Origin of the sequence: Paenibacillus sp. ACRRX, assembly GCF_022346885.1 — a bacterium.
Lineage (GTDB): Bacteria > Bacillota > Bacilli > Paenibacillales > Paenibacillaceae > Paenibacillus_B.
The window spans coordinates 1099107-1122278 of record NZ_JAKRNK010000001.1 but is presented as its reverse complement, the minus strand read 5'-3'; the positions used below and the strand labels follow the sequence as shown (position 1 = coordinate 1122278).

The 23172-nt window shown below is 39.6% G+C and carries 31 protein-coding genes and 1 pseudogene; 12 read left to right on the top strand and 20 right to left on the bottom strand.

Features of this window, described 5'->3' with window-relative positions; translation table 11 throughout:
• Positions 1 to 46 precede the first annotated feature (46 nt).
• From MH117_RS05290 to MH117_RS05280, 3 genes are all read left to right on the top strand, one after another.
• Positions 47 to 2308, top strand: coding sequence for a beta-glucosidase family protein (locus MH117_RS05290; RefSeq protein WP_239327586.1), 2262 nt, complete (start codon positions 47 to 49; stop codon positions 2306 to 2308).
• 532 nt (positions 2309 to 2840) lie between these two features.
• A complete protein-coding gene (locus MH117_RS05285) occupies positions 2841 to 3761 on the top strand; it encodes a VOC family protein (RefSeq protein ID WP_239327585.1) in 921 nt (306 codons plus the stop codon).
• Between the two features lie 690 nt (positions 3762 to 4451).
• Positions 4452 to 4820 carry a hypothetical protein gene (locus tag MH117_RS05280; protein WP_239327584.1) on the top strand — a complete coding sequence of 123 codons (369 nt, stop codon included), beginning with the start codon at positions 4452 to 4454 and terminating at the stop codon, positions 4818 to 4820.
• A gap of 191 nt (positions 4821 to 5011) precedes the next feature.
• Here the strand turns inward: MH117_RS05280 and MH117_RS05275 are convergent, their stop codons facing one another.
• Positions 5012 to 5392, bottom strand: a complete 381-nt coding sequence (locus MH117_RS05275; RefSeq protein ID WP_239327583.1) for a PriCT-2 domain-containing protein — start codon at positions 5390 to 5392, stop codon at positions 5012 to 5014.
• 141 nt (positions 5393 to 5533) lie between these two features.
• Between MH117_RS05275 and MH117_RS05270 the strand changes: the two genes are divergently transcribed.
• A complete protein-coding gene (locus tag MH117_RS05270; protein WP_239327582.1) occupies positions 5534 to 5863 on the top strand; it encodes a DeoR family transcriptional regulator in 330 nt (109 codons plus the stop codon).
• A 176-nt stretch (positions 5864 to 6039) separates the two neighbouring features.
• Here the strand turns inward: MH117_RS05270 and MH117_RS05265 are convergent, their stop codons facing one another.
• The 9 genes from MH117_RS05265 to MH117_RS05225 form a co-directional block, all read right to left on the bottom strand.
• On the bottom strand, positions 6040 to 6327 hold the full coding sequence (locus MH117_RS05265) for a hypothetical protein (RefSeq protein WP_239327581.1): 288 nt from the start codon (positions 6325 to 6327) through the stop codon (positions 6040 to 6042).
• The gene (locus MH117_RS05260; protein WP_239327580.1) at positions 6314 to 6589 is read right to left on the bottom strand and encodes a P-loop NTPase family protein; all 276 of its coding nucleotides are present in this window, start codon (positions 6587 to 6589) and stop codon (positions 6314 to 6316) included. The genes MH117_RS05265 and MH117_RS05260 overlap by 14 nt, the downstream gene beginning before the upstream one ends.
• 2 nt (positions 6590 to 6591) lie before the next feature.
• Entirely contained in the window at positions 6592 to 7092 is a 501-nt protein-coding gene (locus tag MH117_RS05255) for a DEAD/DEAH box helicase (protein ID WP_239327579.1), read from the bottom strand.
• Between the two features lie 245 nt (positions 7093 to 7337).
• The gene (locus MH117_RS05245) at positions 7338 to 7757 is read right to left on the bottom strand and encodes a hypothetical protein (protein ID WP_239327578.1); all 420 of its coding nucleotides are present in this window, start codon (positions 7755 to 7757) and stop codon (positions 7338 to 7340) included.
• A 15-nt stretch (positions 7758 to 7772) separates the two neighbouring features.
• Positions 7773 to 8336 carry an AAA family ATPase gene (locus tag MH117_RS26485; RefSeq protein WP_343224432.1) on the bottom strand — a complete coding sequence of 188 codons (564 nt, stop codon included), beginning with the start codon at positions 8334 to 8336 and terminating at the stop codon, positions 7773 to 7775.
• Positions 8312 to 8638 (bottom strand): AAA family ATPase, encoded by a 327-nt coding sequence (locus tag MH117_RS26480; RefSeq protein ID WP_275444485.1) that lies wholly within the window; start codon positions 8636 to 8638, stop codon positions 8312 to 8314. Before MH117_RS26480 ends, MH117_RS26485 begins: the two co-directional genes overlap by 25 nt.
• Positions 8638 to 8793: a hypothetical protein gene (locus MH117_RS05235; protein ID WP_239327577.1), complete on the bottom strand. Its 156-nt coding sequence runs from the start codon at positions 8791 to 8793 to the stop codon at positions 8638 to 8640. The genes MH117_RS26480 and MH117_RS05235 overlap by 1 nt, the downstream gene beginning before the upstream one ends.
• 563 nt (positions 8794 to 9356) lie before the next feature.
• Positions 9357 to 9509 (bottom strand): hypothetical protein, encoded by a 153-nt coding sequence (locus MH117_RS05230; RefSeq protein WP_239327576.1) that lies wholly within the window; start codon positions 9507 to 9509, stop codon positions 9357 to 9359.
• A 45-nt stretch (positions 9510 to 9554) separates the two neighbouring features.
• A complete protein-coding gene (locus MH117_RS05225) occupies positions 9555 to 9650 on the bottom strand; it encodes an ATP-binding protein (protein ID WP_239327575.1) in 96 nt (31 codons plus the stop codon).
• A 288-nt stretch (positions 9651 to 9938) separates the two neighbouring features.
• Between MH117_RS05225 and MH117_RS05220 the strand changes: the two are divergent.
• A pseudogene (locus tag MH117_RS05220) lies at positions 9939 to 10593 on the top strand (site-specific integrase); the annotation flags it as partial.
• A 372-nt stretch (positions 10594 to 10965) separates the two neighbouring features.
• Here MH117_RS05220 and MH117_RS05215 read toward each other — a convergent pair.
• On the bottom strand, positions 10966 to 11121 hold the full coding sequence (locus MH117_RS05215) for a hypothetical protein (protein WP_239327573.1): 156 nt from the start codon (positions 11119 to 11121) through the stop codon (positions 10966 to 10968).
• 62 nt (positions 11122 to 11183) lie between these two features.
• Between MH117_RS05215 and MH117_RS05210 the strand changes: the two genes are divergently transcribed.
• Positions 11184 to 11405: a helix-turn-helix domain-containing protein gene (locus tag MH117_RS05210; protein ID WP_239327572.1), complete on the top strand. Its 222-nt coding sequence runs from the start codon at positions 11184 to 11186 to the stop codon at positions 11403 to 11405.
• Positions 11406 to 11859: 454 nt separating this feature from the next.
• Here the strand turns inward: MH117_RS05210 and MH117_RS05205 are convergent, their stop codons facing one another.
• From MH117_RS05205 to MH117_RS05195, 3 genes are all read right to left on the bottom strand, one after another.
• A complete protein-coding gene (locus MH117_RS05205) occupies positions 11860 to 12225 on the bottom strand; it encodes a hypothetical protein (protein WP_239327571.1) in 366 nt (121 codons plus the stop codon).
• A gap of 125 nt (positions 12226 to 12350) precedes the next feature.
• Complete coding sequence (locus MH117_RS05200) at positions 12351 to 12872, bottom strand: accessory gene regulator B family protein (protein ID WP_239327570.1); 522 nt, start codon at positions 12870 to 12872, stop codon at positions 12351 to 12353.
• On the bottom strand, positions 12869 to 13528 hold the full coding sequence (locus MH117_RS05195) for a hypothetical protein (protein WP_239327569.1): 660 nt from the start codon (positions 13526 to 13528) through the stop codon (positions 12869 to 12871). The genes MH117_RS05200 and MH117_RS05195 overlap by 4 nt, the downstream gene beginning before the upstream one ends.
• A 240-nt stretch (positions 13529 to 13768) precedes the next feature.
• On the opposite strand from MH117_RS05195, the gene MH117_RS05190 reads away from it, so the two are divergent.
• Positions 13769 to 13960 (top strand): transposase, encoded by a 192-nt coding sequence (locus MH117_RS05190; RefSeq protein WP_239327568.1) that lies wholly within the window; start codon positions 13769 to 13771, stop codon positions 13958 to 13960.
• Positions 13961 to 14069: 109 nt separating this feature from the next.
• Here the strand turns inward: MH117_RS05190 and MH117_RS05185 are convergent, their stop codons facing one another.
• The gene (locus MH117_RS05185) at positions 14070 to 14948 is read right to left on the bottom strand and encodes a hypothetical protein (RefSeq protein WP_239327567.1); all 879 of its coding nucleotides are present in this window, start codon (positions 14946 to 14948) and stop codon (positions 14070 to 14072) included.
• Positions 14949 to 15840: 892 nt separating this feature from the next.
• Between MH117_RS05185 and MH117_RS05180 the strand changes: the two genes are divergently transcribed.
• Complete coding sequence (locus tag MH117_RS05180; RefSeq protein WP_239327566.1) at positions 15841 to 16185, top strand: hypothetical protein; 345 nt, start codon at positions 15841 to 15843, stop codon at positions 16183 to 16185.
• A 45-nt stretch (positions 16186 to 16230) separates the two neighbouring features.
• Here the strand turns inward: MH117_RS05180 and MH117_RS05175 are convergent, their stop codons facing one another.
• Entirely contained in the window at positions 16231 to 16467 is a 237-nt protein-coding gene (locus tag MH117_RS05175) for a helix-turn-helix domain-containing protein (RefSeq protein ID WP_239327565.1), read from the bottom strand.
• A gap of 472 nt (positions 16468 to 16939) precedes the next feature.
• Between MH117_RS05175 and MH117_RS05170 the strand changes: the two genes are divergently transcribed.
• From MH117_RS05170 to MH117_RS05160, 3 genes are all read left to right on the top strand, one after another.
• On the top strand, positions 16940 to 17128 hold the full coding sequence (locus MH117_RS05170) for a hypothetical protein (RefSeq protein ID WP_239327564.1): 189 nt from the start codon (positions 16940 to 16942) through the stop codon (positions 17126 to 17128).
• A 428-nt stretch (positions 17129 to 17556) separates the two neighbouring features.
• The gene (locus MH117_RS05165) at positions 17557 to 18003 is read left to right on the top strand and encodes a hypothetical protein (protein WP_239327563.1); all 447 of its coding nucleotides are present in this window, start codon (positions 17557 to 17559) and stop codon (positions 18001 to 18003) included.
• Positions 17990 to 19072 carry an XRE family transcriptional regulator gene (locus tag MH117_RS05160; RefSeq protein WP_239327562.1) on the top strand — a complete coding sequence of 361 codons (1083 nt, stop codon included), beginning with the start codon at positions 17990 to 17992 and terminating at the stop codon, positions 19070 to 19072. Before MH117_RS05165 ends, MH117_RS05160 begins: the two co-directional genes overlap by 14 nt.
• 102 nt (positions 19073 to 19174) lie before the next feature.
• Here the strand turns inward: MH117_RS05160 and MH117_RS05155 are convergent, their stop codons facing one another.
• Both MH117_RS05155 and MH117_RS05150 read right to left on the bottom strand, forming a co-directional pair.
• Positions 19175 to 19855 carry a hypothetical protein gene (locus MH117_RS05155; protein WP_239327561.1) on the bottom strand — a complete coding sequence of 227 codons (681 nt, stop codon included), beginning with the start codon at positions 19853 to 19855 and terminating at the stop codon, positions 19175 to 19177.
• Between the two features lie 6 nt (positions 19856 to 19861).
• A complete protein-coding gene (locus MH117_RS05150) occupies positions 19862 to 20917 on the bottom strand; it encodes a DUF6731 family protein (RefSeq protein ID WP_239327560.1) in 1056 nt (351 codons plus the stop codon).
• A 561-nt stretch (positions 20918 to 21478) separates the two neighbouring features.
• On the opposite strand from MH117_RS05150, the gene MH117_RS05145 reads away from it, so the two are divergent.
• Positions 21479 to 22087: a hypothetical protein gene (locus tag MH117_RS05145; protein ID WP_239327559.1), complete on the top strand. Its 609-nt coding sequence runs from the start codon at positions 21479 to 21481 to the stop codon at positions 22085 to 22087.
• A 48-nt stretch (positions 22088 to 22135) separates the two neighbouring features.
• Here the strand turns inward: MH117_RS05145 and MH117_RS05140 are convergent, their stop codons facing one another.
• Positions 22136 to 22399, bottom strand: a complete 264-nt coding sequence (locus MH117_RS05140; protein ID WP_239327558.1) for a hypothetical protein — start codon at positions 22397 to 22399, stop codon at positions 22136 to 22138.
• A gap of 30 nt (positions 22400 to 22429) precedes the next feature.
• A complete protein-coding gene (locus MH117_RS05135; protein ID WP_239327557.1) occupies positions 22430 to 23062 on the bottom strand; it encodes a hypothetical protein in 633 nt (210 codons plus the stop codon).
• Positions 23063 to 23172: the final 110 nt, after the last annotated feature.

Sequence of the window (23172 nt, the reverse complement as noted above, 5' to 3'; positions counted from 1 at the left end):
AAAAACGACCTTTTTAACTACCTCTATAAGGATAGGAGAGAGTACTATGAAACCAACGAAAGAATTGCTCGCAGCTATGACTTTGGAAGAAAAGGCGGCAATATGCGCCGGACTAAATATGTGGATGACCCAAGGCTTCGAACATCATGGGATTCCAGCACTCCAAATGTATGATGGAACAAACGGAATTCGTAAAACGAACAGCAACGAAGAAATGGGTATTACAGGGGAGAATATCCCTGCAACCTGCTATCCTACAGGATCTGCGATCGGCTCGTCTTGGAACACAGAACTGCTGCATGAACTCGGTGTTGCTCTAGGGGTTGAAGGGCGCCAGATGGAAGTTGACCTGCTCTTAGGGCCAGGGATCAATATGAAGCGTACCCCGCTTGGCGGCCGCAACTTTGAATATTATTCAGAGGACCCGTGCCTGTCGGGCGAGCTTGGAGCCGCATTTATCAATGGCTTGCAAAGCCAAGGCGTCGGCGGATCCGTGAAGCACTTTGCTTGTAACAATCAGGAGTTCGAGAAGATGGTAACAAGCTCTGAAGTCGATGAACGTACATTGCGTGAAATTTATCTGAGTGCCTTCGAGCGTATTGTGAGAAAAGCGAACCCCTGGACCATCATGTGCTCCTACAACTTGCTTAACGGTTCCTATACAAGTGAGAACGAGCATTTGTTGAACGATATTTTGCGCGAGGAATGGGGCTATGACGGGGTTGTGATCTCTGACTGGACCGCCGTCAATGATCGGGTTCGCGGCTTGGGTGCAGGTCTGGATCTTGAAATGCCGGGCCCTGCTTACTACAACACGAAAGCGATTGTTAAGGCGGTTGAGGAAGGCAAGCTGGATGAAGCGGTCGTTGATAAATCAGCTGGTCGTATTCTGGAACTTGTACGCAAGGTTAAGGAAGCTAATATAGAATCAGCTCCATCGAACATTGATTATCATGAACTGGCGCGCCGGGCTGCGGCCGAGAGTATCGTCTTGTTGAAGAACGATAATCGTATTCTTCCGCTTGATTCTGAGAAGATTTCTAAAATAGCTGTAATCGGGAAGTTCGCGAAGCAACCGAGAATTCAGGGAGCTGGCAGTGCGAAAGTTACGCCAACTCGTGTAGATATTCCATGGGATGAAATGAAGAATATAGTCGGTGATAAGGTGGAAATGGTCTATGCCGATGGCTATCCGAAGGATGACCATCTCGATGAGCAAATGATCGTGGAGAGCGTAGCGCTTGCGGCGTCTGCAGATGTGGCAGTGCTGTTCGTCGGTCAACCGGAGTACGTTGAATCGGAAATGCATGATTTGGAGACGATCGAGCTACCTCTGCATCAGCAGAAGCTGATCAAGGCGGTGACAGAGGTTCAACCGCACTGCATCGTTGTAAGCAGCAGCGGATCTGCGCTTGCTATGCATTCCTGGATTCAATATGTACCAGGTGCGCTTCATTCCTGGCTTACGGGACAAGGTAGCGGCCGAGCGATTGCTGAAATTCTGTTCGGGCAAGTCAACCCTTCCGGTAAATTGTCGGAGACCTTCCCTGTCAAGCTGTCTGATAACCCGTCGCATATGCGAATTCACGGTGAGAACGGCAAGCTCTACTATCGTGAAGGACTCTTCATCGGTTATCGTTACTATGACCGTAAGGAGATGGTGCCACAATTTCCGTTTGGACATGGGATGTCATATACGACATTTGCTTATTCCGACCTGAAGTCTGTCCAGCAAGAAGGAAATGTGCATGTAACCTTTACTGTAGAGAATACGGGAACGATGTCTGGCAAAGAGGTTGTCCAGCTCTATGTCCACGATGAAGAATGTAAATGGAACCGTCCAGAGAAGGAGCTTAAAGCATTTGCGAAAATTGCCCTTGCACCAGGCGAGAAGCAGCAGGTTCGTTTTGTGCTGGAAAAGCGCGATTTCGCTTACTACAACACTAAATATAACAAATGGGTTGCTGAGACTGGGTACTTCCAAATTGCGATCAGCAGTTCTTCTCGAGACATTCGCCTGCGTGAACGCGTCTATTGCAACTTCGGTGAGGAGCCTGTCTCCTACCACAAGTTCAGCTTGGTCAACGACTGGATTAGCACTCCGAAGGCAAAGGCAATCTTCGAGAGCTATCTTGCTGAAATGAACAAGCATGTTAACGAACAAGTAATCCTTGACGATGTATTTGTCGGCTTCTGGGGCGATTTCCCGGCCATTAAAATCTTCCAGATGTTTGGCCAAACCTGGCTGGTAGATCGTTCGCCAGATGATGTAATCGAAAAGATGATTGCAGTTTTCGAACGGAATTAAGTAAGAAGAAGCCACTCCGGAGCTTTGATTCTGAAACAGATCTCATCATGTAACATTCATTAGGAACACCTTCAAGAGAATGCCCATATCATTTAGAGATATGTGGACAACTCCTGAAGGTGTTTTGCGTTGAGGACAGACTTTTTTAACAAATGGAGTGCATTTGTCTGCTTATCACAGAGAATAATGGTGGTATACGCCCGCTACTAAAATATATATCCTTACCCTCGGAGCTATTGGGGCTGTAGGACTAATTCAGCTAGAAGCTAAGTAAAGGAGAAAAAGAGATTACTTACAGAAAAATCGATTGTAAACACACAGACGAAAATGTTCATTCCTAGTGAAACGGAGCTTTTTCACTCCTTTATTGATGGGCTAAAACATTGTATGTGTGAGTGGAGATAAGTGAATGGACGTTTTTGATATTTTCAAATATACAGTTGCTTTATTCCCAAATAGTGTTTGAATGTCCCAATTATGGTATATAACAATATTAGGTGTCAAAATTTCTCCATAAAGGGGCTGTTGAATAATGTCAATCCATTTAACAGATCAAAAAATCGTTCCGCATCTTTGGTACGACAAGGAGGCTAAAGAAGCAGCAGAGTTTTACGCTTCCTTGTTCCCAGACTCAAAAATTACGAATGTAACCACATTACATAACACACCATCTGGTGATAGCCAAATAGTATCTTTCGAATTATGGGGTCAGAAGTTCATGGCGATCAGCGCAGGTCCCTATTTTAAAATTAATCCGTCAGTGTCTTTCACGGTTCATTTTGACCCATCTAGAGACAAAGATGCGTTAGAGAAAATTAATGAGGTGTGGAATAAATTATCCGATGGTGGCACAGAGTTAATGCCGCTCGATAAGTATCCGTTTAGTGAGAGATATGGCTGGATTCAAGACAAGTATGGTTTGACGCGGCAGTTAATTATTACCATACCGAATGGAGAAGTACGCCCTACGATAATACCGTCGATATTGTTTGTCGGTGAGGTATGCGGTAAAACGCAAGAGGCGATTCATTTTTACTTGTCAGTATTTAAGAACTCCAAGCAGGGACTTACTGCTCGCTATCCAAAAGGCATGGAGCCCGACAAAGAAGGAACGATCATGTTCGCTGATTTCATGCTTGAAAATCAGTGGTTTGCCGCAATGGACAGCGCGCATGAGCATAGATTTAGTTTCAACGAGGCCATATCATTCATGGTGTATTGCGACACACAAGATGAAATTGACTACTATTGGGAAAATCTCTCTGCGGTTCCTGAAGCCGAGCAATGTGGCTGGCTAAAAGATAAGTATGGCATGTCCTGGCAAATCGTACCGAGGGAAATGGACGAGATAATGAGCAAGGGTACACCTGAGCAAATTGCTTCCGTAACAAAAGCATTTCTTAAAATGAAGAAATTTGATCTTGAGGAATTACAAAGAGCATACAGAAGATAATGTTGTTATACTTCAGAATTTCTTCTGATGTATGTCCATCATTCAGAGCTGTTTTATTATTATGAATAAAACAGCTCTTTTAACTTTATTCAATTGTGGCATATATGCAAAGAACATTAGTTCCATCTTTTGTTTCTTAAGTTAAACTATATCATCCGTTATTTTAATGCACCGATATTCATTTTGTTTGCATGCACCATCTATTAAGGGATAGTAACCTAGAACCTATATAGAGTTAAGAGGCACACCAGTTGTGGTCTGCCTCTTATATTTGCTATGATTTATCGTTATTCATTCTCCATCGTACTAATATCGCTCACAAAACGATATCGGACATCTGAAACTAATACGCGCTTCCATGCTTTCTACCCCTCTTTTATTACCTGTTCGCCGTCCTGTCCCCATCCATTCAAGGTCATATTCGTGATCCCAATTCATTTCTCCGAGTAGATTAATGTCTTTGTCCAATAAAGTAATTTCATTCTCTAAAGTTGTTCGCTCATTTGTAATGATGTTATCATAGTAGCGATCAAGTAATGTTTAATGACTTCATTAATATTAGGTTTTTTTCAATATATTTTTTATTTATGGAGGATATTGTGAATTAATAGAGAATTATTTACATGTACCTTGTTCTAAGGTGAACAGGGAACTATTAGCGAAAAGGATTAGAAAATATTGGAGGTGCCTATGAAGAATTTAAAAATTATTGGCCTCACATTGCTCATCTTATTGATGACAACAACTGCTGTATTTGCTGCTAACTCTTCCGTTTCAGTTTATGTGCCGGGCAATACTTACTTCGCAAAAGCAACCGAGGCTATTACCGGTCAAAATCAATATGGAAAAGCAACAATCAATGCAAGTGGTGCATTTTCTGGTTTTATTCATGAATATTGCAGCAAAGCCTCTGACACAGACACTGTTTACAATTATAACATGCCTGACGGAGGAACTAAGAATATAGATTACTACATGAACTCTAGTTGTTCGTATAGACTCTATGTTAAGACTGATGGAGCTTTTTCCGCAGTAGGCAAGCTACAAAACTATCAATAATTAATATTAATAGTGTCATCCTACTAGGGTTGGCACTTTTTTCTTTGCATTTTGTTTCCTCATGTCTGAGTTCGTCCATCTTGCATCAATTACTTTCTCTATAAGTACTATCTCGACTCAATCAGCAATATCTTCCATTCGTTACATCCCGTTCTCCCCTTATGACCCTGTAAGTTAATTTTCTATTTTATCTACAAAAGCAAGGCAGTCTTCCAGTCACATTGATTAACTGTTCTTATCCGATCTTCCTTAGTGATATAAAAGAGTCCTAGTTGTTTCAGCTTTCTAACTGGCGATTTGGACCGAGAGCGTGGCATCCAGTCATTATCCTTGGCCATCTGCGTGATCGTGGCGCCAGTAACTGGTATGCCTGATCCCTCGAAAGTCGACCACTTTTTGAAGCATTCGCCTGGATGGTAACGACTGCCGTCCCGTTTGCTCCAATCGTCCCAATCACTGGCCGTATAGACTTCGTATTTTAGCGCCATGCCAACATTGACCCATTCCTGGTAATCTAGATATGTGGAGTCAACGTATCCCAACAAAGCAATAAGATCCAATTTATGTTCCATTGGCTCCCCCTCCTACCATTGTGTTAATTGTCTCCCGCCGTGTTCAGCTATTAGTTTGGTTGAAACAAAAGCTGTAATAAGTTTTCATTTTTTCATAAGCATGTGTTGTATGACATCACATAAGTGAAGGGATGAAAATGTATGTCCAGAATACTTATTTCCAGCGTTACTTCTTCACCACCCCCTCAAGCTGGCCAATCAAGCCGTTCCAGCGGGAACTTTTCAACGGATACTCTGCCTGCCAACACAATCAATTTCCAGTGGGAAATAACACCTTTTGGAAGCGATGATCCCAATTCTATTAGTTTCATTGTTGCGCAGGATGTAAGTGGTGGCAGCGATCCAACTATTTTTAAAGGCGTAGTAAATGGTAAGTATACCGATGTTTATCAAAACAGATCTCTTTATATTGCAAATCCAAATGGCGCAACAGCCAACTTTGTTGTAAGCGTATATGCAATAACAAGATAAGAGGACGTCATTAAGCAACAAAAAAATCCCTGCAGATCCACACGGTTTGCGGGGATCTTTGTTGCTTTGTTAAATTGTGTGGGTTGAGGATTCCTCCCATGTAATTTGAATATTCATAGAGATGCATTACGACTCCCCACGATCCGATCGATCAAACGTTTACCAGATTCAAAGGACTAGGTTCCCACATGTTCAAATCCGCGCTGCTCTAAGAAACGAATCTGCTTTGGTGTCGTCAGTCCTTCTTCCCGTCGCTTGTCCAGGCGTTCCAGCAGCTTAGTTACCCTGCCAGCGTTATCAACTTGATCTGGCAAGATACCCAACTTCTCAAGAATCTGAAGTTGCTTATCACTCGGTGGACCCATTTCCCAGCCGAACGATGGAACATAACTGGCCAAGTCCTCAGCCTGTATACTCATTTCAAACTGCAGCGGATCCACCAATGCACGTTTACGTCGCTTCATCTCGCTGAGCAATTACGTCCTCTCCTGCTTGCTTTTCAACAGCTTCTAAGTCAAGTGGAACACCAGCTGCCTCAATTTGTTTGGTCATGGCTTGAGCTATTTCTTCGTTCTCAGCAATGAGATGTGCAGGGTGGCAAAGTTCATGCCGTTCTGTATGCCATACAAAATCAAGCAGGAGTAATTCAGTTTTACCAGGATACAGTCGGGTACCTCGCCCAACCATCTGGCTATATAAGCTGCGTACCTTTGCTGGCCGCAACACGACTACGCAATCGACGCTTGGTAATCCCAGCCTTCCGTCAGCAGCATGGAGTTACATAAAACGTTGTACTTGCCCGCATCGAAGTCCGCTAACACTACCGCTCGATCCTGCGATTCGCCGTTTACTTCTGCTGCCTTAAATCCGATCTCATTCAGGATGCGGGTAAACTTTTGACTTGTCTTGACTAGCGGTAGGAACACGACAATCTTACGATCCTTGGCCGCTTTTAGCATTTCGGCGGCAATCGAATCCAGATACAGATCCAATGCCGTACCCAAGTCACCTGATTTAAAGTGACCAGCCTGCTGGCCAACGGCGGACAGGTCGAGTTTAAGCGGAATTGTTAATGCCCTGATCGGGCTGAGAACCCCCTCTTTGATTGCTTTATGCAGCGTATACTCATATGCCAGCCTCTCAAAGTACGCCCCCAAGTTACGCATATCGCCGTGATCCGGTGTAGCTGTTACACCTAATACATTTGCCTTCTCGAAATGCTGCAGCACTCGCTGATAGCTAATCGATATACAATGATGTGCCTCGTCGATGATGATCGTGTCAAAATGATCTGCAGCAGCCGTTTGTCTCGCATGAGCGTCTGCACACTACCCACGACTACCCGGAACCAGCTGCCAACAGATGTTTGTTCTGCTTTTTCCCCGGCACACTTTAGACCAGTTGACTTCTCCAACTTGTCCGCTGCCTGGTCTAGTAACTCTCCTCGGTGGGCAAGGACGAGCACACGCTCAAACTATGTCACCGTAAAGTCGTAGTCACCAGCTGGCAGCAGAATAAATTCTCCGCCGTCCTTTTGAATCTGATCATCCCAATCTAATTCACATTCTACGTTTTGTGTCATTGAATTTCCCCTATGCTGTATTAAAACGAGATGTTTTCCCTGATTTTTTGAATCATGCTGAACTCTTGTTGCCATTCCCCCCACCAGTACGCCATCGATAAAGGATGGATCGTAATTGGTAATTGGCGTATCCATTGGGTAATATCCCTTTCGCCTAACGACCATTTGAACTTCAAGTTCCGATACTTGATGCTGGACCATTAAATCTGCCAGCGATTTCGGAATGTTTGAATTAATAGTTGCCGCTATGTCACTGCCTGCTGGCTGTGTGGGCGGCTGCTCTTGTTGTAGTTGTTGCTGTCCGCCTGTCATTTGTCCAAAAGCCTGTTATGCTGCCTGTGATGATGTATCATGGACTTGTGCTGGTGCTGGTGGAGCATTCACTTGTCCACCACTAGGTTGTAGCACTGTCCACGTCTCATCCTGCTGGTAATTTCGTGGAGGGACAAGCGGCGGAGCTGTATTGCTAGGACCATTGAAGATATGAGCAATATACGAATAGGCCAGCGGAAACTCATCAGGCAGACCGTGTCGGTTCTTCGCATTCCAAGCAGGATGATGCGTAGCGTAGACGGTCCGTATTCCGCCTTGCGCCTTGTATTTTGTTGCCTTACCCTTGCTGTCAATTTGAGATGTTACGCCAAACGTTTTGTAGTTGATGAATAGGACCATGTCTGCCCACTTTTTAGTAAGTGCTGCTGTCTTAGATTCTGTTTTCGCTCCTAATTTGAGTTGGTATCTATTATATGATCCCATCTCATCCGGCTGATCGAATTTGGATATATTAGAGTGAGCTGTCAGTACTACGTTGATGCCTGCATCTACTACATCGCTGAGCAAGTTTAAAAAAGCTCCATATTCCTCAGCTACATACGTATAACCATGCCCCACCCAAATTGTTCGATTCCAGATTTACCATATTGCGCACAAACAGATGATGTGTATTGCATTTCCTCCCAGTCGATCGTGTCGATAACCAACGTCCCGATTTCTGATGGTCCTTGCTGTCTGATCATCTCCCAACTTGTGGGCTTGGGAAATCGTCGCACGTCGAGTTCTGTTGTCGATCCCTCAGTATCGATAAATGCGGGGTTAGGAAAATGTGCAGCAAGCAAAGATTTGCCTACACCTTCCGGACCATACAGCACTACCTTTTTAGCTTTCTGGACTTTGCCACTTGTCAACGTGAACATTAAAATTCACCTGCCTTCCATGTCCCTGGCGATGATGTAGGAGCACTCCAGCCTTGAACGGTGCCACTCATGTTATCCCAGCGTTGGCCATTGTCTATCAGCCCACCATCATCAACGGATAGACCTGGCAGTGGTAAATTTGCGTTTGCCAGCAAGTCAGTCTTCTGCTGACGGATCTGTTGATCTGAGAAATAAGTTTGTCATACTGCACACGGTAGTCACTTGCGTCTGTTTCAGCCTTGTCCTTGTCTAGATTGGCTCTTACCTTTCGGCTAATCTCGTCTATTTTCTAAATGTTAGTTTCGAGTTCGGCTGTTGACTCGTCCAGTAGATCTAAGGAGTCTTTATGCGCAATCTCCATGTCATTAGAAAGATGATCAATTTTTGCACGTGCATCATTTAACATATTTTGTTATTCGCTCGACTTCTTGCCATTGACGTTCACGCTGTGCCTGAATATCACCAAACCGTTGCCGCTTGCGTTGGTTCTCGCCGTTTCGTGCTAGAATATCCTGCTGTTGCCGAATCAGCGCTGACGCAGAGATAGGTTCCTTTGAGAGCGTCTGTAAAGTATGGTTGTTCCTTGGCGTACTTTTCCTTTTGATCAGTAATTTGTCCTATTGCACGCCGCGTGTTGTAAACCTCTTGTTCTTGCTATTCAAGCTCGTGCAGTTGATTGCTCACACCGATGATCCGGAGCAGTATGTTGTCCTTTTCCTTATTTGGAAGTATTCATAAACTTTGGTAGATCGATGGCCAACTCTTCGACGAAACTATCAAGGAGCTGCTGACCACCCTTCTGGCCATTCAGATCAATGACTTTCAGATCGGAATTTTTACCCTCACGCTCAATGATTAAGCCATTGCTCAACACAATATGCAGGTAAAGCAGGATCACAGAGCCATCACGCGCTGCTTATGATGGCCGATATTTATTACCGCCTAGCCCCCAAGCTATTGAGTCAAGAACGCTTGTCTTCCCTTGCTCGTTCTTACCGCCTACAATGGTCAATCCATTTGCTGTCGGCTCGATCTAAACGGCCTTGACTCGTTTGACGTTTTCTATCTCAAGTTTGCTAATCTTTATCATGACATCCTCCTGGATTTAGATTTAACTTTCAGGCTGCTGACGATAATCGATTTAACAGCTTCAGACATCGTTATGGCGATCTGTCCATCATTGGTTTTAAACTTGTACCAGGTCCGAGCGGTACCCCAAACATCTATGACTTCCGCAGACTTCCCCGTCTTCAGCCGAACCTTGTCACCTCTGAGGACAATCATAGTGCTCTTGAAAATAGCGGTTACTATTGGGAAGTTGGAGAAGAACCCTTGTAACGGAGTTGTAATCAAGGGCAAAAAAAGAAAAAGGGTGAAATTAACTTTATTGAATCTGATAATGTCCCAGTTCTTTTAAAATCTGCTTATGAATATGGTTACATCTATTGGATTTTTTCAAGGTTCTCATAGAAACTGGAATGAGGAAAGGAGAAGCCGCTACACTGCAATGGACTGATATTAACCTGAATGAAATGAAAATAGACATTAATAAGACCCTTGATTTTTCTGCGGATGAAGACCAAGAGTTATTTGGCGATACCAAGACATTTAACTCTCCACGAATAATTAAAATAAGCCAATCACTAGTAAATGATTTAAAAGATCATATGAAATACCAGAACCGAAATAAATTAAACCTGAATGATAAGTATCATCATGATTTAAATCTAGTATTGTGCAGAGATACTGGTAATTTTATGCCTAAATCAAGCCTATTCAACGCATTCGAGCGAAGATCGAAACGTGCAGATTTACCATCAGTACCGATACATGCACTTAGACATACTCATGCAGTAATTATGCTTGAAGCAGATGTAGATATGAAATACCTACAAAAGAGACTTGGACATGGAAGTATACAAATCACTTCAGATGTCTACGCACACATTTCTAAAAACTATAAGCGAGGAATTTGGATAAGTATGAGGACAAGCTCAATTCACTTTTTGTTGGCTCTCATAATAAATAGTTGGGCATTTGTTGGGCAAATGGCAATCATCTTAGCAAACAATAAAAATGCCCAACAAAATAAAAACCCCAGAAGCCTTGTGGCTCCTAGGGGTTGGATGCATTAGTACAACGTCATATATTGATCGCGTTCCCATTGGTGAACTTGTGTGCGATACATGTCTGCGCTTGAAATACAGATAAATAAGTATGAAAATAACCTTATATTTCGTGTAAATTCACGCATCTAATATAATAGGATTAAATATGATTAAATACTTTTGGGGGCATTCTGGGGGCATCATTGGGGGCGCCCCATTTTATTTTATATCAAATCTAATTGTCTTCGTTGGAGTGTTGGCTTGGACGGCCACTGGTGTTTTAACATCAAGCGCAATAAGTATTGCTCGTAAATAAATAAGCATACACTTTTCATCCAATTCAAACGGGACGCTTATAATGTGCGATATTGTCATCTGTGACTCTCCTATTTGTTGTATAATTAATTCTACAGTTCTTATAGAAAGGAGTAATAAAATTGCATGTCACCCGAGGACGTTGCTTACTCGGGGAAATGATCGCCAAAAAAGGCTGGACGCAAGCTGAATATGCACGGAGGTCTGGGCGACCAAAGCGAATAATCTCTCACTTCTGTAACAATGAACGTGTAATGAAGCCAGAAGACGAATACATGGCTGCGCTGTTACTAGACGTTCGTATGGAAGACTTACATGAGTGGATTATCGAAAAAAAAGAGTAAGCACAGCGGATAATAGGTATCCGCACCCGGGTAAAATGAGAGCAATTTGCTCCCAATCAATTTATACCTATACAATTGTTATCGTTATCATTCGTGTAGCCGACAGGTTATTTATCACTTCCTTCCTTATTAATTCCCCTTTTACTTATCCTTTGTTCTTATTATATACGAACACGTGTTCTTTTTATGGTGATTCTTCGTTGTTTTGTCTGTTAATTTATCTGCTAGGTTTTGTTTAATTGAGGAGTGTTATTGAAGTACTATCGAATCAAATTACGGGGTGAAGCTACTTTATCTCCCTCCTGACATGTTATGTTACGTATTAAGCTTAGCACAAATTACTTGGTACTTGTGTCGAATCAGGTCGTCAAAATCGGCCAGATCACCCTAGGTTGAACTGGCCTTGACCCATCTTTTTTTTCATGGTAATAGGAATGAAAAAGAGCCTTATTAATTAAAGGCCCTTTGTCATTAAATGTCGAATATATTTTTTCTTGTCGCGAGACACCGTGATCGGCAGAGGGTAATCATTAAAGTATGCTTTTGCCCCCCTACCAAATGGTTCTGCGTGCGTTATGTTGTTTAAATTAGCAAAGTTTTTTGAATCAAGGAGTTTTATGAACTCGTATTTTGAAAAAGCAACATAATGCTCATCTAAGGTTGTGAGAACTGTAAATGTACCCTTACGAGTGTGAAAAAGGGGTAACAAGTGATTGGCTTTTGGGCTGAACGTTTCGGCAAAGTACAAGTCATCTATGGTAAACGTGTCAAAGTCCCCTACTGGTCTACCATTCTCAACTCTTACCCCTAATAACTCCATATCAACACCTTATTTCTGCAATTCTTTCGGTATTGGAAGCGCTCCAGCAAACACTTTAGCTTGCTTTGAAAACCTACGAGCAGCTGACAAAAGAGCTTTAGATGCTACTTGTACTAGTTGTTTTTTCATGGTTTAGTCTCTCCTTTCCTCGAATATGGTACTATCATCAATCCTTGAACAAAATAAATAAGTGCAAGTGTTGACGATTGTAAATATAGGTTAGCCCCTACTATAACTATTGATATAAGCCTATTACGTCTCTTATTAAAAGGGCGTACTAATTGTTCTGTGTAATTCGGTGCATACAACGTGTAAGCGACGATGGATACAAGCGTGATTATCAACACAATTTTGTTCGTCATGACAACATGAGGTGGTACAGTGATTATAATTGTTGACAATACAAAGCATCGATCCATAGATGCCATATGTACTCCGCCTGAGTAATGCTTAATAGCTGCGAAGGCAACTAGAGCGATTAACGTTTCTATCAGCGTACCTGTAATAAAACCAATTGTAAGCGACACAACTGATACTAAAACTATATTTAAAATGTTTGAGATAGCATAACAAAGAATTTCGTTACTTACATTACTACCGTTGTTAATTAAGTATTTTGCCAAGCTACTAGCAGATTTATCTATCACTCTTGCTCGCTCCTACGATGTAGCAAAATGTAAAGTGCAATAAAATTAAGAGCTACGATTATGTAGGCAACCCACCCATACCCTGACAGCAGAAAACCTAAAGCTCCGGACAGTATCAAGAATGTTGCTACAGTAGCGTAAAACACCTTACCTTCTTTTTTCTTATTAATTTTTATGTTAAAGCTATGAGGTGGATGAATTATGAAAGTAAACCCTAGTCCTAACTTGTACAAGAGAAACGATAATAGCATCGTCGTGCCGGCTGTAGTCAATTGAAGCAAATATAGATAAGTCCCTTGTTGCTGAGTTAATAGTGCACTGTCGAAATCTAAAATGAGACTTAATAAAAAATAAACAATGGACTGCACAGATATGTAAGATGCATAACCTGACAAAGACAATATCACGGCATAATGCGGTTTAACTTTTATTGCAAATCTCATAAACACAATAACAGCTAGTATTGCTATTGGCATATCCAAATACGGTATAGCTAGGACAATTCGTATTAAATATGATGATAACGCAAGAACAACCGACATAATCAATATATCTCTTAAATACCAGCTGACCTTAAATCTAAAAATCCTAAGTGCTGTAGTTAGTACTGCAAATACCTCAATTGTGCCTATCACAATAAATAGTGCGCTCGACACCAGTTCACCGCCTCGCTGTTTATATAACTATTATAATAGTAGATAGATATAAAGCCATGCAAATGATGGTAAACCAACAAAAAAAGCCCTAATAAATTAGGACTTAAGATATAGATAATATATCCTCTACTTTGATCCACTGCCACTCATCATCCTGCAGCAGCTTAACACGCCTGTTGATCAGGTTCATATCAATCACCACTCACTCATATCTCAGCCGCTACCTTAGATATTTTACACATGGAAGAATATGCGCTAGCGATTCAACGGTTGATTGAGCCAGAGCCTGTATTTGGTGATATAAAGAACAACCTGGGATTTAAGAGATTCCTGCTTCGAGACTTACCCAAGGTAAACCTCGAGGTCGAGTGGCTTTCGCTTTCCCACAATCTGCGAAAAAGCAGCCATAGACGAAAGAAACAAAGGAGTTAAGCACATGCAAGTCGCTTAACTCCTTTTCCATTCTAATATTCATGATTTCTGGGAATAAGATGAAACCAATCTTCTTGAATTGTTACTTTTGGAACACTCTCTCTCGATATTACCACTTTAGTTGAGCGTGGCCAGTTAAGATATCGAATTTTGTTTGATTTGAAAGCGAAAATCCACCACCTACAGGCATTGATATTGAGACATTTAAATGTTTGTGTGTTTCCTGATGCGCATAATGAGAAAAGGCATCAACAGCTTTTGCATCCTCACTAATTTTTATAAAATCGTATTGCATATAACCTCTAAAAATTTCACTATGTCTTCCAAAAGGAAAACTTGCAGATAAATTATCGAGTAGTTCAATTTTATAAGCATATCCACCACTATCTCTTTTACTAGCAATACCATAACTTATTGTTCGTAATATTCCGTCCCATATTTCGTATGTATAAGACGCACTTTCAGTGCCAGGTACAGGAGAGAAGTTTGAATTCAATCCAATTGCTAAAACATCCGTTTCTTTAAAATATGGTGCCTTTAGCCATTGAAATCTGGCAGAAACATTTCCCTCATCTGATGAAGTTTTGCTGATATACGTTTCTAATTTCACCCAACCTTCTTGGATGCAATCATAACCACTTGAAATACCACATCTTGTTTGAATTGCTGGCTGATTGAGAGAGAGTTCATATTCTTTTTTTGTTGCTTTAGTCTGAGATATCTCTTTGGGTTTTTTCGGTTCAGACATATCATATTTAAATTTGATATATGTCTCAGTCTTAGTTGAATTTAATATCTGGTAACTATTCTTATAATACTTCTGAAGATCTTCATATGATAAATCATTTACGAAATCTTCTGAAAACGAGTATTTTTCCAATATGATTTCTTTCATTTTGTCATCAGATACTGAAATATCTGCAAAAGCACTAGTTGAGAGAATTAAACAAAGAACAAAAGCTAAAAAAATAGGAAATACTTTTTTCATACAAATTTTCATCTCCCAATATGAATTAATATTATCTTTCATTTGCTCTCGTTTTCTTAGTATTCTACGTTTACATTCTCAATAGATAGAGAGATCATGCTGTGATGACATGTGTCTTTGAGAAAACCGTAGGTGGAATAGAGCTTGGGACTCATTTCCCAATCTATGGATACGTTCCTATGAACGCACCTTGGATATCCACACCATTCCCTCGACGGTTTACCCTCCCATGTCATACTGGGTCTATGCACTTACATTTCTTCGTTCTATCTCTCAAGGGTGGCGTCGCTTTTTCCTCCTTTACTGGGTCATTTCGCTTCACCTAAGTTAAATGATTGTGTTCCAGGATAAATAATAACTAGAAATAAAGTATAAATATGGGATTACCCTTACTCGATATACCATATATCATACTTAGGAATCAATCAAGTTATGTCTTATGTTTTTTATGAAATCTTTATTTAACGTATTCGGTCGAAAAGTCCCTCACTTCAAAACCTTACAGCTTTTTGGTTTTAGTAGGAGATAAATCGATTTCGGACGAGAAACAGGCTTTAGATTTTAGATATATTGCATAAACAGATCCGTTTTTAATGCTCCGAATTAAGATATTGCGTTGTGTGATATTACCTCGTTGATCCTCGTAAATGATTTCGACGGTCTGCCCAATATACTTTTCAAACACACCAATCACCCCTAAATAGAACATCTGTTCTGTCAATGAGTATTATATGCGAATGTACGTTCTATTATCAAACGAAATTTTTACCTCTCAACAAAAAAACCGCAGAAATAGTCAACAGCTTAATTAACCTGCAGCCATGACACCCAACCACACTATTTAATAAGTAGGAGCATTTAATTAAGTTAGTTGAACTAAGGAGGATAATAAATGATTAGAAAATCGTTGGTACCCAATTTAAAAAATAGACGCTTAAAAAAGAAAAAAACTGTTGCTCTGCGACCTAATTTTGATCTAAAGTCTACAGATAATCTCGGAGGTGGTTTCCGACGACTGGTATTTACTGATGTGCAGATCGAACCGAACTCTTTTCTTGAAATCACAATAAACAGTGGCAATAGGAAAGTTGTTAGTGGTGGATGGTCTATCGCAAATTTTCAAAAAGCCTTTGCGATTGAAAGCTATCCTAGACAGATCAATCAATGGGTGATTAGTGTTTTTAATGACACTTCTGTAACTAGATCCATAACCCCTTATCTAATAACTAAAGCCTAGATTGCCGTCAGATGCTAAACGAATAGTATACAAAAGAGCCGAGGATTATTCCTGCGGCTCTTTTTGTTCAATTTCATATTCAGTTAAAACCAATAACTCGCTTATATCACAATGGAAGTAGTTACACACCTTGTCCAGTAAATCACGAGGGAATTGCCTTGATTCGTCATTATATAGTTGTCGTACAGATTCGAATCGATAGTCAATATCACGTGCAATTTGACGAACACTTAACCCCCGAGCATCTGCAAGAGGTTTTAAATTTGATTTAATTCTCTTCACTTGTCTCACCTCTGACACCAATATATAACGACTCCAAAAAAGTGTCAAATAATCGTTGACACCAAAATAGTGTCATGTTATATTATGAGTGCGAATGACACGATTTTGGTGTCAATCACGTAATGGAGGTGAGGGCATGAAGGATTGGGTACAGCTTTTTACGGCAGTCGTACAATTGATCACAGCCATGATGCTACATAAGGCAAGCCGTAAAAAGAAAAGAGGCACTAAACGGCGCAGGCAGCGCAAACGTTAGTACCTTTTTGGTAAGGGGTGTAGCACCACCCCTTACTCCCCCAATCTTATCATATGCCCTCCCCTCAAAACAATACAGGAGGAAGGACAAGCTATGGAATATATTACTTGGTCATTCAGTATAGCTGCCCTGGTAGTGAGTCTTGTCGCGTTGGTTATCGCATTCCGGAATAGAAAATAAATTTCAAGGTGGAGAATGAAATAAGGAGTTGACCATATGGAAATAATCGTCCAGCATGTATTATGTGGCTGCTGCAGCAAAGGCTTTTACCTTGTACCTTGGGTGGATCGAGACTGCCCGCATTGTAAGGCCGGCGCCAGGTACATTAAAGGCGATGCAATTGCAGCCGTGTACACATTTGCATTTAATAAGACAAATGGCAAGCTTGAGCTTATGAGTGTTTGAAATCTCATCGTCAATGTATCACCTCAATGCTAAAGTTTGGTTATATTGAGGTGATGCATTGTTTCATTTATTTGTACATACCACTCGCTCATAACAACACCTCAACAAAGAACTACAGTCTTAAGCTAGATTAAGGCTCAACTCCAAGGCGAACTCAACCAGAAATCCACTGAAGAATATTTTAGGAATATTTTTCATTGATTTTGACAATGATATTTGTTAAGATGCATATTATAAATAACAAAGAAAGGGACTCTTCTATGCCGTCAATTACACAGGGTGAAGCCCAAACAATTCTAAGGCCTTATCTATCTAAATTGAGAAGCTCAATTCTTGAACCCGTTAATCGTTACTTTTCTGGGCCGGAGTTAGCTCTATTTCGAAACAAACTATCCAAAAGGTCTGACGCGTCAAATTGCCATGATCTAGTGGTAGACTGTATAAAAGATTGTTTTGATGGAGTACCTAAAACCAGATTTATTTATAAAAACAAGTTGTTTTTACTTGTTATTGAGGAAAGAGTTGTATTGCGCTTTAAAATGTTTGATCAAAATAGACTTGGTCATGGAATTAGCACACAGCAACTTATTAAATTAAATTATCAAGAAATTGAACAATTAGAACTTCCAGATATGCCTCCAGATGGTTTGCTTCATGTTGGATATTGTATTAATGCGTTGCGCACCGGTATTGAAAGTATCCATATCACATACAGGCACGGCAATCACAACTTGTGGGAGTGGAATATAACTGAATCTGAGATGAATAATGTTCAACAAATTGCATTCACCCAAGAAGCAACAACCAGACAGCGTAGAAGAAGGCCTCAGCCTAAAAACAAAAATGTTGGTGATGTAGTAAATGAGAACAGTTAAAAGTGAAGATACCTTTAATAACAAAATGGTTGTACTTGCACGTGAATCTAGAGGTTTAGGACAGAAAGAGCTTGCAGATTTTTCAGGAATTTCCCAAGGTAAGTTGTCTAAATTAGAAAACGGGCTAATTCCTTTAGCTGCAGACGATGTAGAAAAATTGTCTTCAACTCTTAATTACCCTGAATCATTTTTTATGCGGAATGATCGCATCTATGGGGTTGGTATTAGTGAGTACTTTCATAGAAAGCGCCAATCCGTTTCACAAAAGTTGCTTAATAAAATCTATGCCAAACTCGAAATACGAAGGATGGAAATTGACACACTACTCAAATCCATTGATATCGGCGATATAAACGTTCCTAATATTGATCCCGACGAACATGATGGCAATATTGAAACAATTGCTCAAATTGTTAGAGCAGCATGGATGGTACCCAAGGGACCGATTGATAACGTTGTTGATTTGATAGAAGAAGCAGGTGCAATAATCGTTCCTTTCGATTTTGAGAAAGCAAACATTGATGGGATCTCCTTATGGCCGCCAGGATCTCCGCCTTTGATCTTTGTTAATTATGACAGACCTATGGATAGAATTCGATTTACGCTTTGTCATGAGTTAGGTCACTTGGTACTTCATAGAAACCTTCCTTCTGATGGAGAGGACATTGAAGAACAGGCAGATAGATTCTCTTCTGAGTTTCTGATGCCAACAAAGGATATCGCGCCTATGTTAAAAGATATTTCTATCCAGAAGCTGGCCTCAATTAAGCCATACTGGAAAACATCAATGGGATCAATGCTTAAAAAAGCATCAGATCTAGGTTATGTTAACGAAAGACAAACAAGGTATTATTGGATGCAAATGGGTAAATTAGGTTATAGAACTACTGAACCACCGGAACTTGCTCCTCCGATTGAGAAACCATCTCTTCTTGATGATGTTGTTAAAATATATCAGGATGATCTAAAATATTCTGTTCAAGATATGAGCAACGCCCTTGCGTTAAACACCTCTGAGTTTAAGAATCTATACGTTAAGAACTATGGACATTTACGCTTAGTTCAATAACAATAAAGAGCCGCAGGATAATCCCTGCGGCTCTTTATTAGGTCTATAATATCGGCTGTAATAGTCCTACTGAGAACTCTGAAATTGTAAAAGAACTGACTATTAATTCTCAGATTTGTTATTTAAATTGATTACTTTTTGTTTCTTTAGAGAGGAATTTTTAAGTCTCTCAATTTCTTGTTGTTCTAAGAACTCTTCTAGTCTAATCATCAGATAATTTTGTTTCTCAATGGCCTCCTTTTCTTTATCAAGATTACCCGCAAGTTCCTTCAAGTCGTGACTATAGATGATCAGTATGTTAACTCCAAATCGAAGCGCAGTTAAGAGCATACAAATTATTAAAAGAAAGAATATAAAAGCTTGAGTAAACTTACTTGGTACGGCCACTGCAAACAAAGAGTAAAAAATAATAAAAAAAGATGAAATCATTCCCGTTCTAATAAATTTAAAAAGTTCACTTAAATCATTACCCTTCAATAAAGCAATTAATGAATTCGCTTTTATACTCCCTAAAACTGAAAGTACAGTGACGTAAATACCAACAAAAACAGCAGCTATGGTAGTGATTGTTCCAATGTTGGGTTCGATTAACATCTCATAGTTAACCAGAAGAAATTTATCAATTGAGTGTGAACCTAAGTGCATATTAAGCAATAATTTATTTATAAGAAAGACTAGACTATATGTACAACATAAAAATCTTATGGCGCCCTTCTCTATTACCCATCCTATTATATCGATCCAATCAGTATCCTTCTTCATTTTATTTTGTACAACCCCCATTACAATTTAGTCATGCAGGGCTAACAGATTATCCTCTTGAAGATCTCGCCTTTGTCCTTCTTGTACTGGTACTGCATGTTCTTCTCTCGGTTCTTCTATCAAATCTGGTAATTTTGCCTTAACATAAGATATCTTACCATCAAGTCGCGAAGCACTCCCAGGCCGTTTTTTCTCAATATATTTTTCAAGAATTTTATCGCCCACAAAATCCCAACCGGGATTTCCATTATCATTCTCTAGAATTACGTCGCTTCGGATACCTACGTTTTTCAACTCCAAAGGCTCATACTTACCTGTGGAAATATTTTTATATTCCACACGGCATGATTGAACAGATTCATTATTATCTATATCCAATAATTCAATTAGTTTCAAGATTTCCCCTGCATCTAAATCAATCTTTCTTTTCCTTCCCTTTCCGAACGATAGGTTAACAATAGGAGCATCGGTATTTTCTTCAATATCCTTGATAAGGTTTAGTAATTTTCCAAACAATGTATTTCTTCGATTGGGCTCTTGTGATGTGGCTAACAACTTTTCAAAACTACTAATGCTCGTATTCATCTTTAAGCTTACGTCTCTAATATCATTAGAAGCTCGTATATTTTCTATACTCCTATCAGAATTCACAGGAGTAAAAATAACTCCCCATTGTTCATTTTGATCATTTGTTGCGAAAAAAGAATTAAAGTATGCTTCTATATCCTTTACTTTACAACCATAGAAATTAAACTCTACAAGCACAGTTCTTGTCATTGGAGCTACTACCAAAGTTACCATTTCAATAATATCGTTATTAATCATTTTCGCAGTATCAGTATTAATGTCGCCAATATATGGTTTCACCTGTTGTCTGTACTTTCCAATTGCAGCAACTCGACAAGTTTGATCAACTACAGGAACAGCGACTTCAAATAAAGAAGTTGGATGTAGATTTATTTTTCTAATTCTATTGGCCCAATTAATCAAAAGTACTTGCTCAATAAAATCAGAAAACTGCAATGTTGTAGCATTTCCATTCTTGGTAATGAATACATTGAAATAATGAAATCTTCTAGACACAATCCGTCCTCCGTCCCAATTATCAGGTATTTTTCGACATGTAATATAGTTACATACTCCCTGATTATGAACGGATTTACAATAGGAACACATGTTCTATTATATCATAACGACCTTTACTCCACAACTATAAGAGCCCCTGATCGCAGCCCCTATGGTTCTCTTTTTTATCGGCGCTCCGATCGATTTCAATACGTCCTTATTTAGTAATAACGTCTATCATTTGGGGTAACTGTGGAATATCATTCATTTTTAATAGTACATTCAACGTGAAGGAAATCACTCACCATTGTCGAATACAATCCACATACTCACCACAAGGAGTTGTCACTATGAACCGCATGTTAAACGCAGATATTGAATTCTTAGCTGCTGCCTTCTTTCAAGCCAACATCGAAGTCTGGCAAGAGGATAGTGCAGGAGTATATTGCTTCGTTGATGCAGGAGTTGTATTAAAATATTCTCCACGTTCCATTAAGGTACGGAATAGTTCCGGTGAATCTATTATGATCGTGAATCATCTATGTTTAAAATGCAGTGAATATATGAAAGGAGCTTTCAATGCATTATCTTTATTTCATCTTAATAATCGGACCTATCGGGATTATTATAGGTCGAGAAATAAGTCAGTTTCTTGACGATAAAAGATATGTCTTACTACCTATTAAATACTATATAAATACAGGAAAAAAAATTAGTCCACGTGGTAAATACATTAACACCTACAACGCATATTCAAAATGCAGTGACAGAGAAATCGTCATTCAAAAATTTTTAGTAAGAAGCTATATGTATCAATCTAAAATGGTCAATATAATAACGGATCTTTTCGTTAAGCTAATGTTTCCATTTATGACATTTGTGCTTTTGTTCTCAATTACTGGTATTTCAAATTACTTCCTTGGAATGAGTAATAAAGTTGATCGTAAAGAAGAGCCAAACTCATTCAAGCTGTTGTTCGACTCTTTCTTAAAAGTTCTTGGTGATTACATAGACTCACCAATTGCAATCCTATTAGCTATTACTATCAGTCTCTTTATTGGATCATTTGTAATCAACACAATCGCATCCAATAGAAATAAATTCATGGGGTTTCATGAAGACATAGTTAACAGAATAATTTCTGAGCGTGGAATTGAGAATACCCCGTTAAGTGACTTAAATAAATAGACAAAAAAGAGCCGACTATAAGAGCGCCGGCTCTTTTAAAAGAACAATTTATGAACGTGTTCCTTTTTTCCATCTTGATTTAATCAGAATTAGGACGACTAAGGAGAGTAACAGTGGTAATAAATTTTGGAGAGTGGCATTACCATAGTACAAAAGCTGAAGTACAACTAAAAAAAATAAACCAAGCACCCCACCAAAAATAATATTATCTGCTCGAGATGTGTTTTTCTTAAATATTATTTTCACTACCGCAGTAAATAACACGATCGGAATAAATATGAGGAGCAAAATCGACGTCAAATGTAGAGCCATGTTCGTCACCTCCCCAGTTGATTAAATAAATTAATTTGAAGTAATTTCGATATAAGGAACCATCAACCAATGAATGTTCATTGTGACTCCTCTACCATTGTTGTGATAAGACATAGAATTTGCAAGCCAGGTAGCACCTAATGTCTCAGCCAACGCCACGATAGAGCCTAAATGGGCAACTGGAATAAATGCAGCGACTCCTGCAAGGAAAGTCCCTACCGCAGCTGTTTGTTGAAGTGCATAAACCATTCTCTTGGTCTCTGCATCGTCATACGTAACAGCAACACCCCACCAATATGAATTGCTGTATGCATAATTAATGATTTTGTCGTTGTTGACTGCTGCTGGCGTAAGTTGATTTACTATATTTAATTTATTTACTCCGAGCAAATAATGTTCATAAATTTCTTTACCAACCACTTTTTCTGCTGATGGATCTAGATGATATTGTTTGTTTGAATCAACAGATATGTATGGGCTGATGTCACTCATTGACTTTAAAACTCGTGCAGAAAACTCATCTTTACCCAGCTCAATGATTCTCTCCGAACTTTGTGAAATATCTTTAGGGGCATTTAATGGTGTTGATGCGAGCACTGATGTAGAAAACAATGATGTTGCCACAAAGCTTGCTACAAGAACAGATACAAACTTTTTATTCATGGAAATTATTACCTCCAAATATTATAGTTTCTACATTTGTAAATCTATATTATTTGGAGGTATTCGTAAACGAAAAACTGAGTGGTATTTACCGCAATTATTTTTCGTTT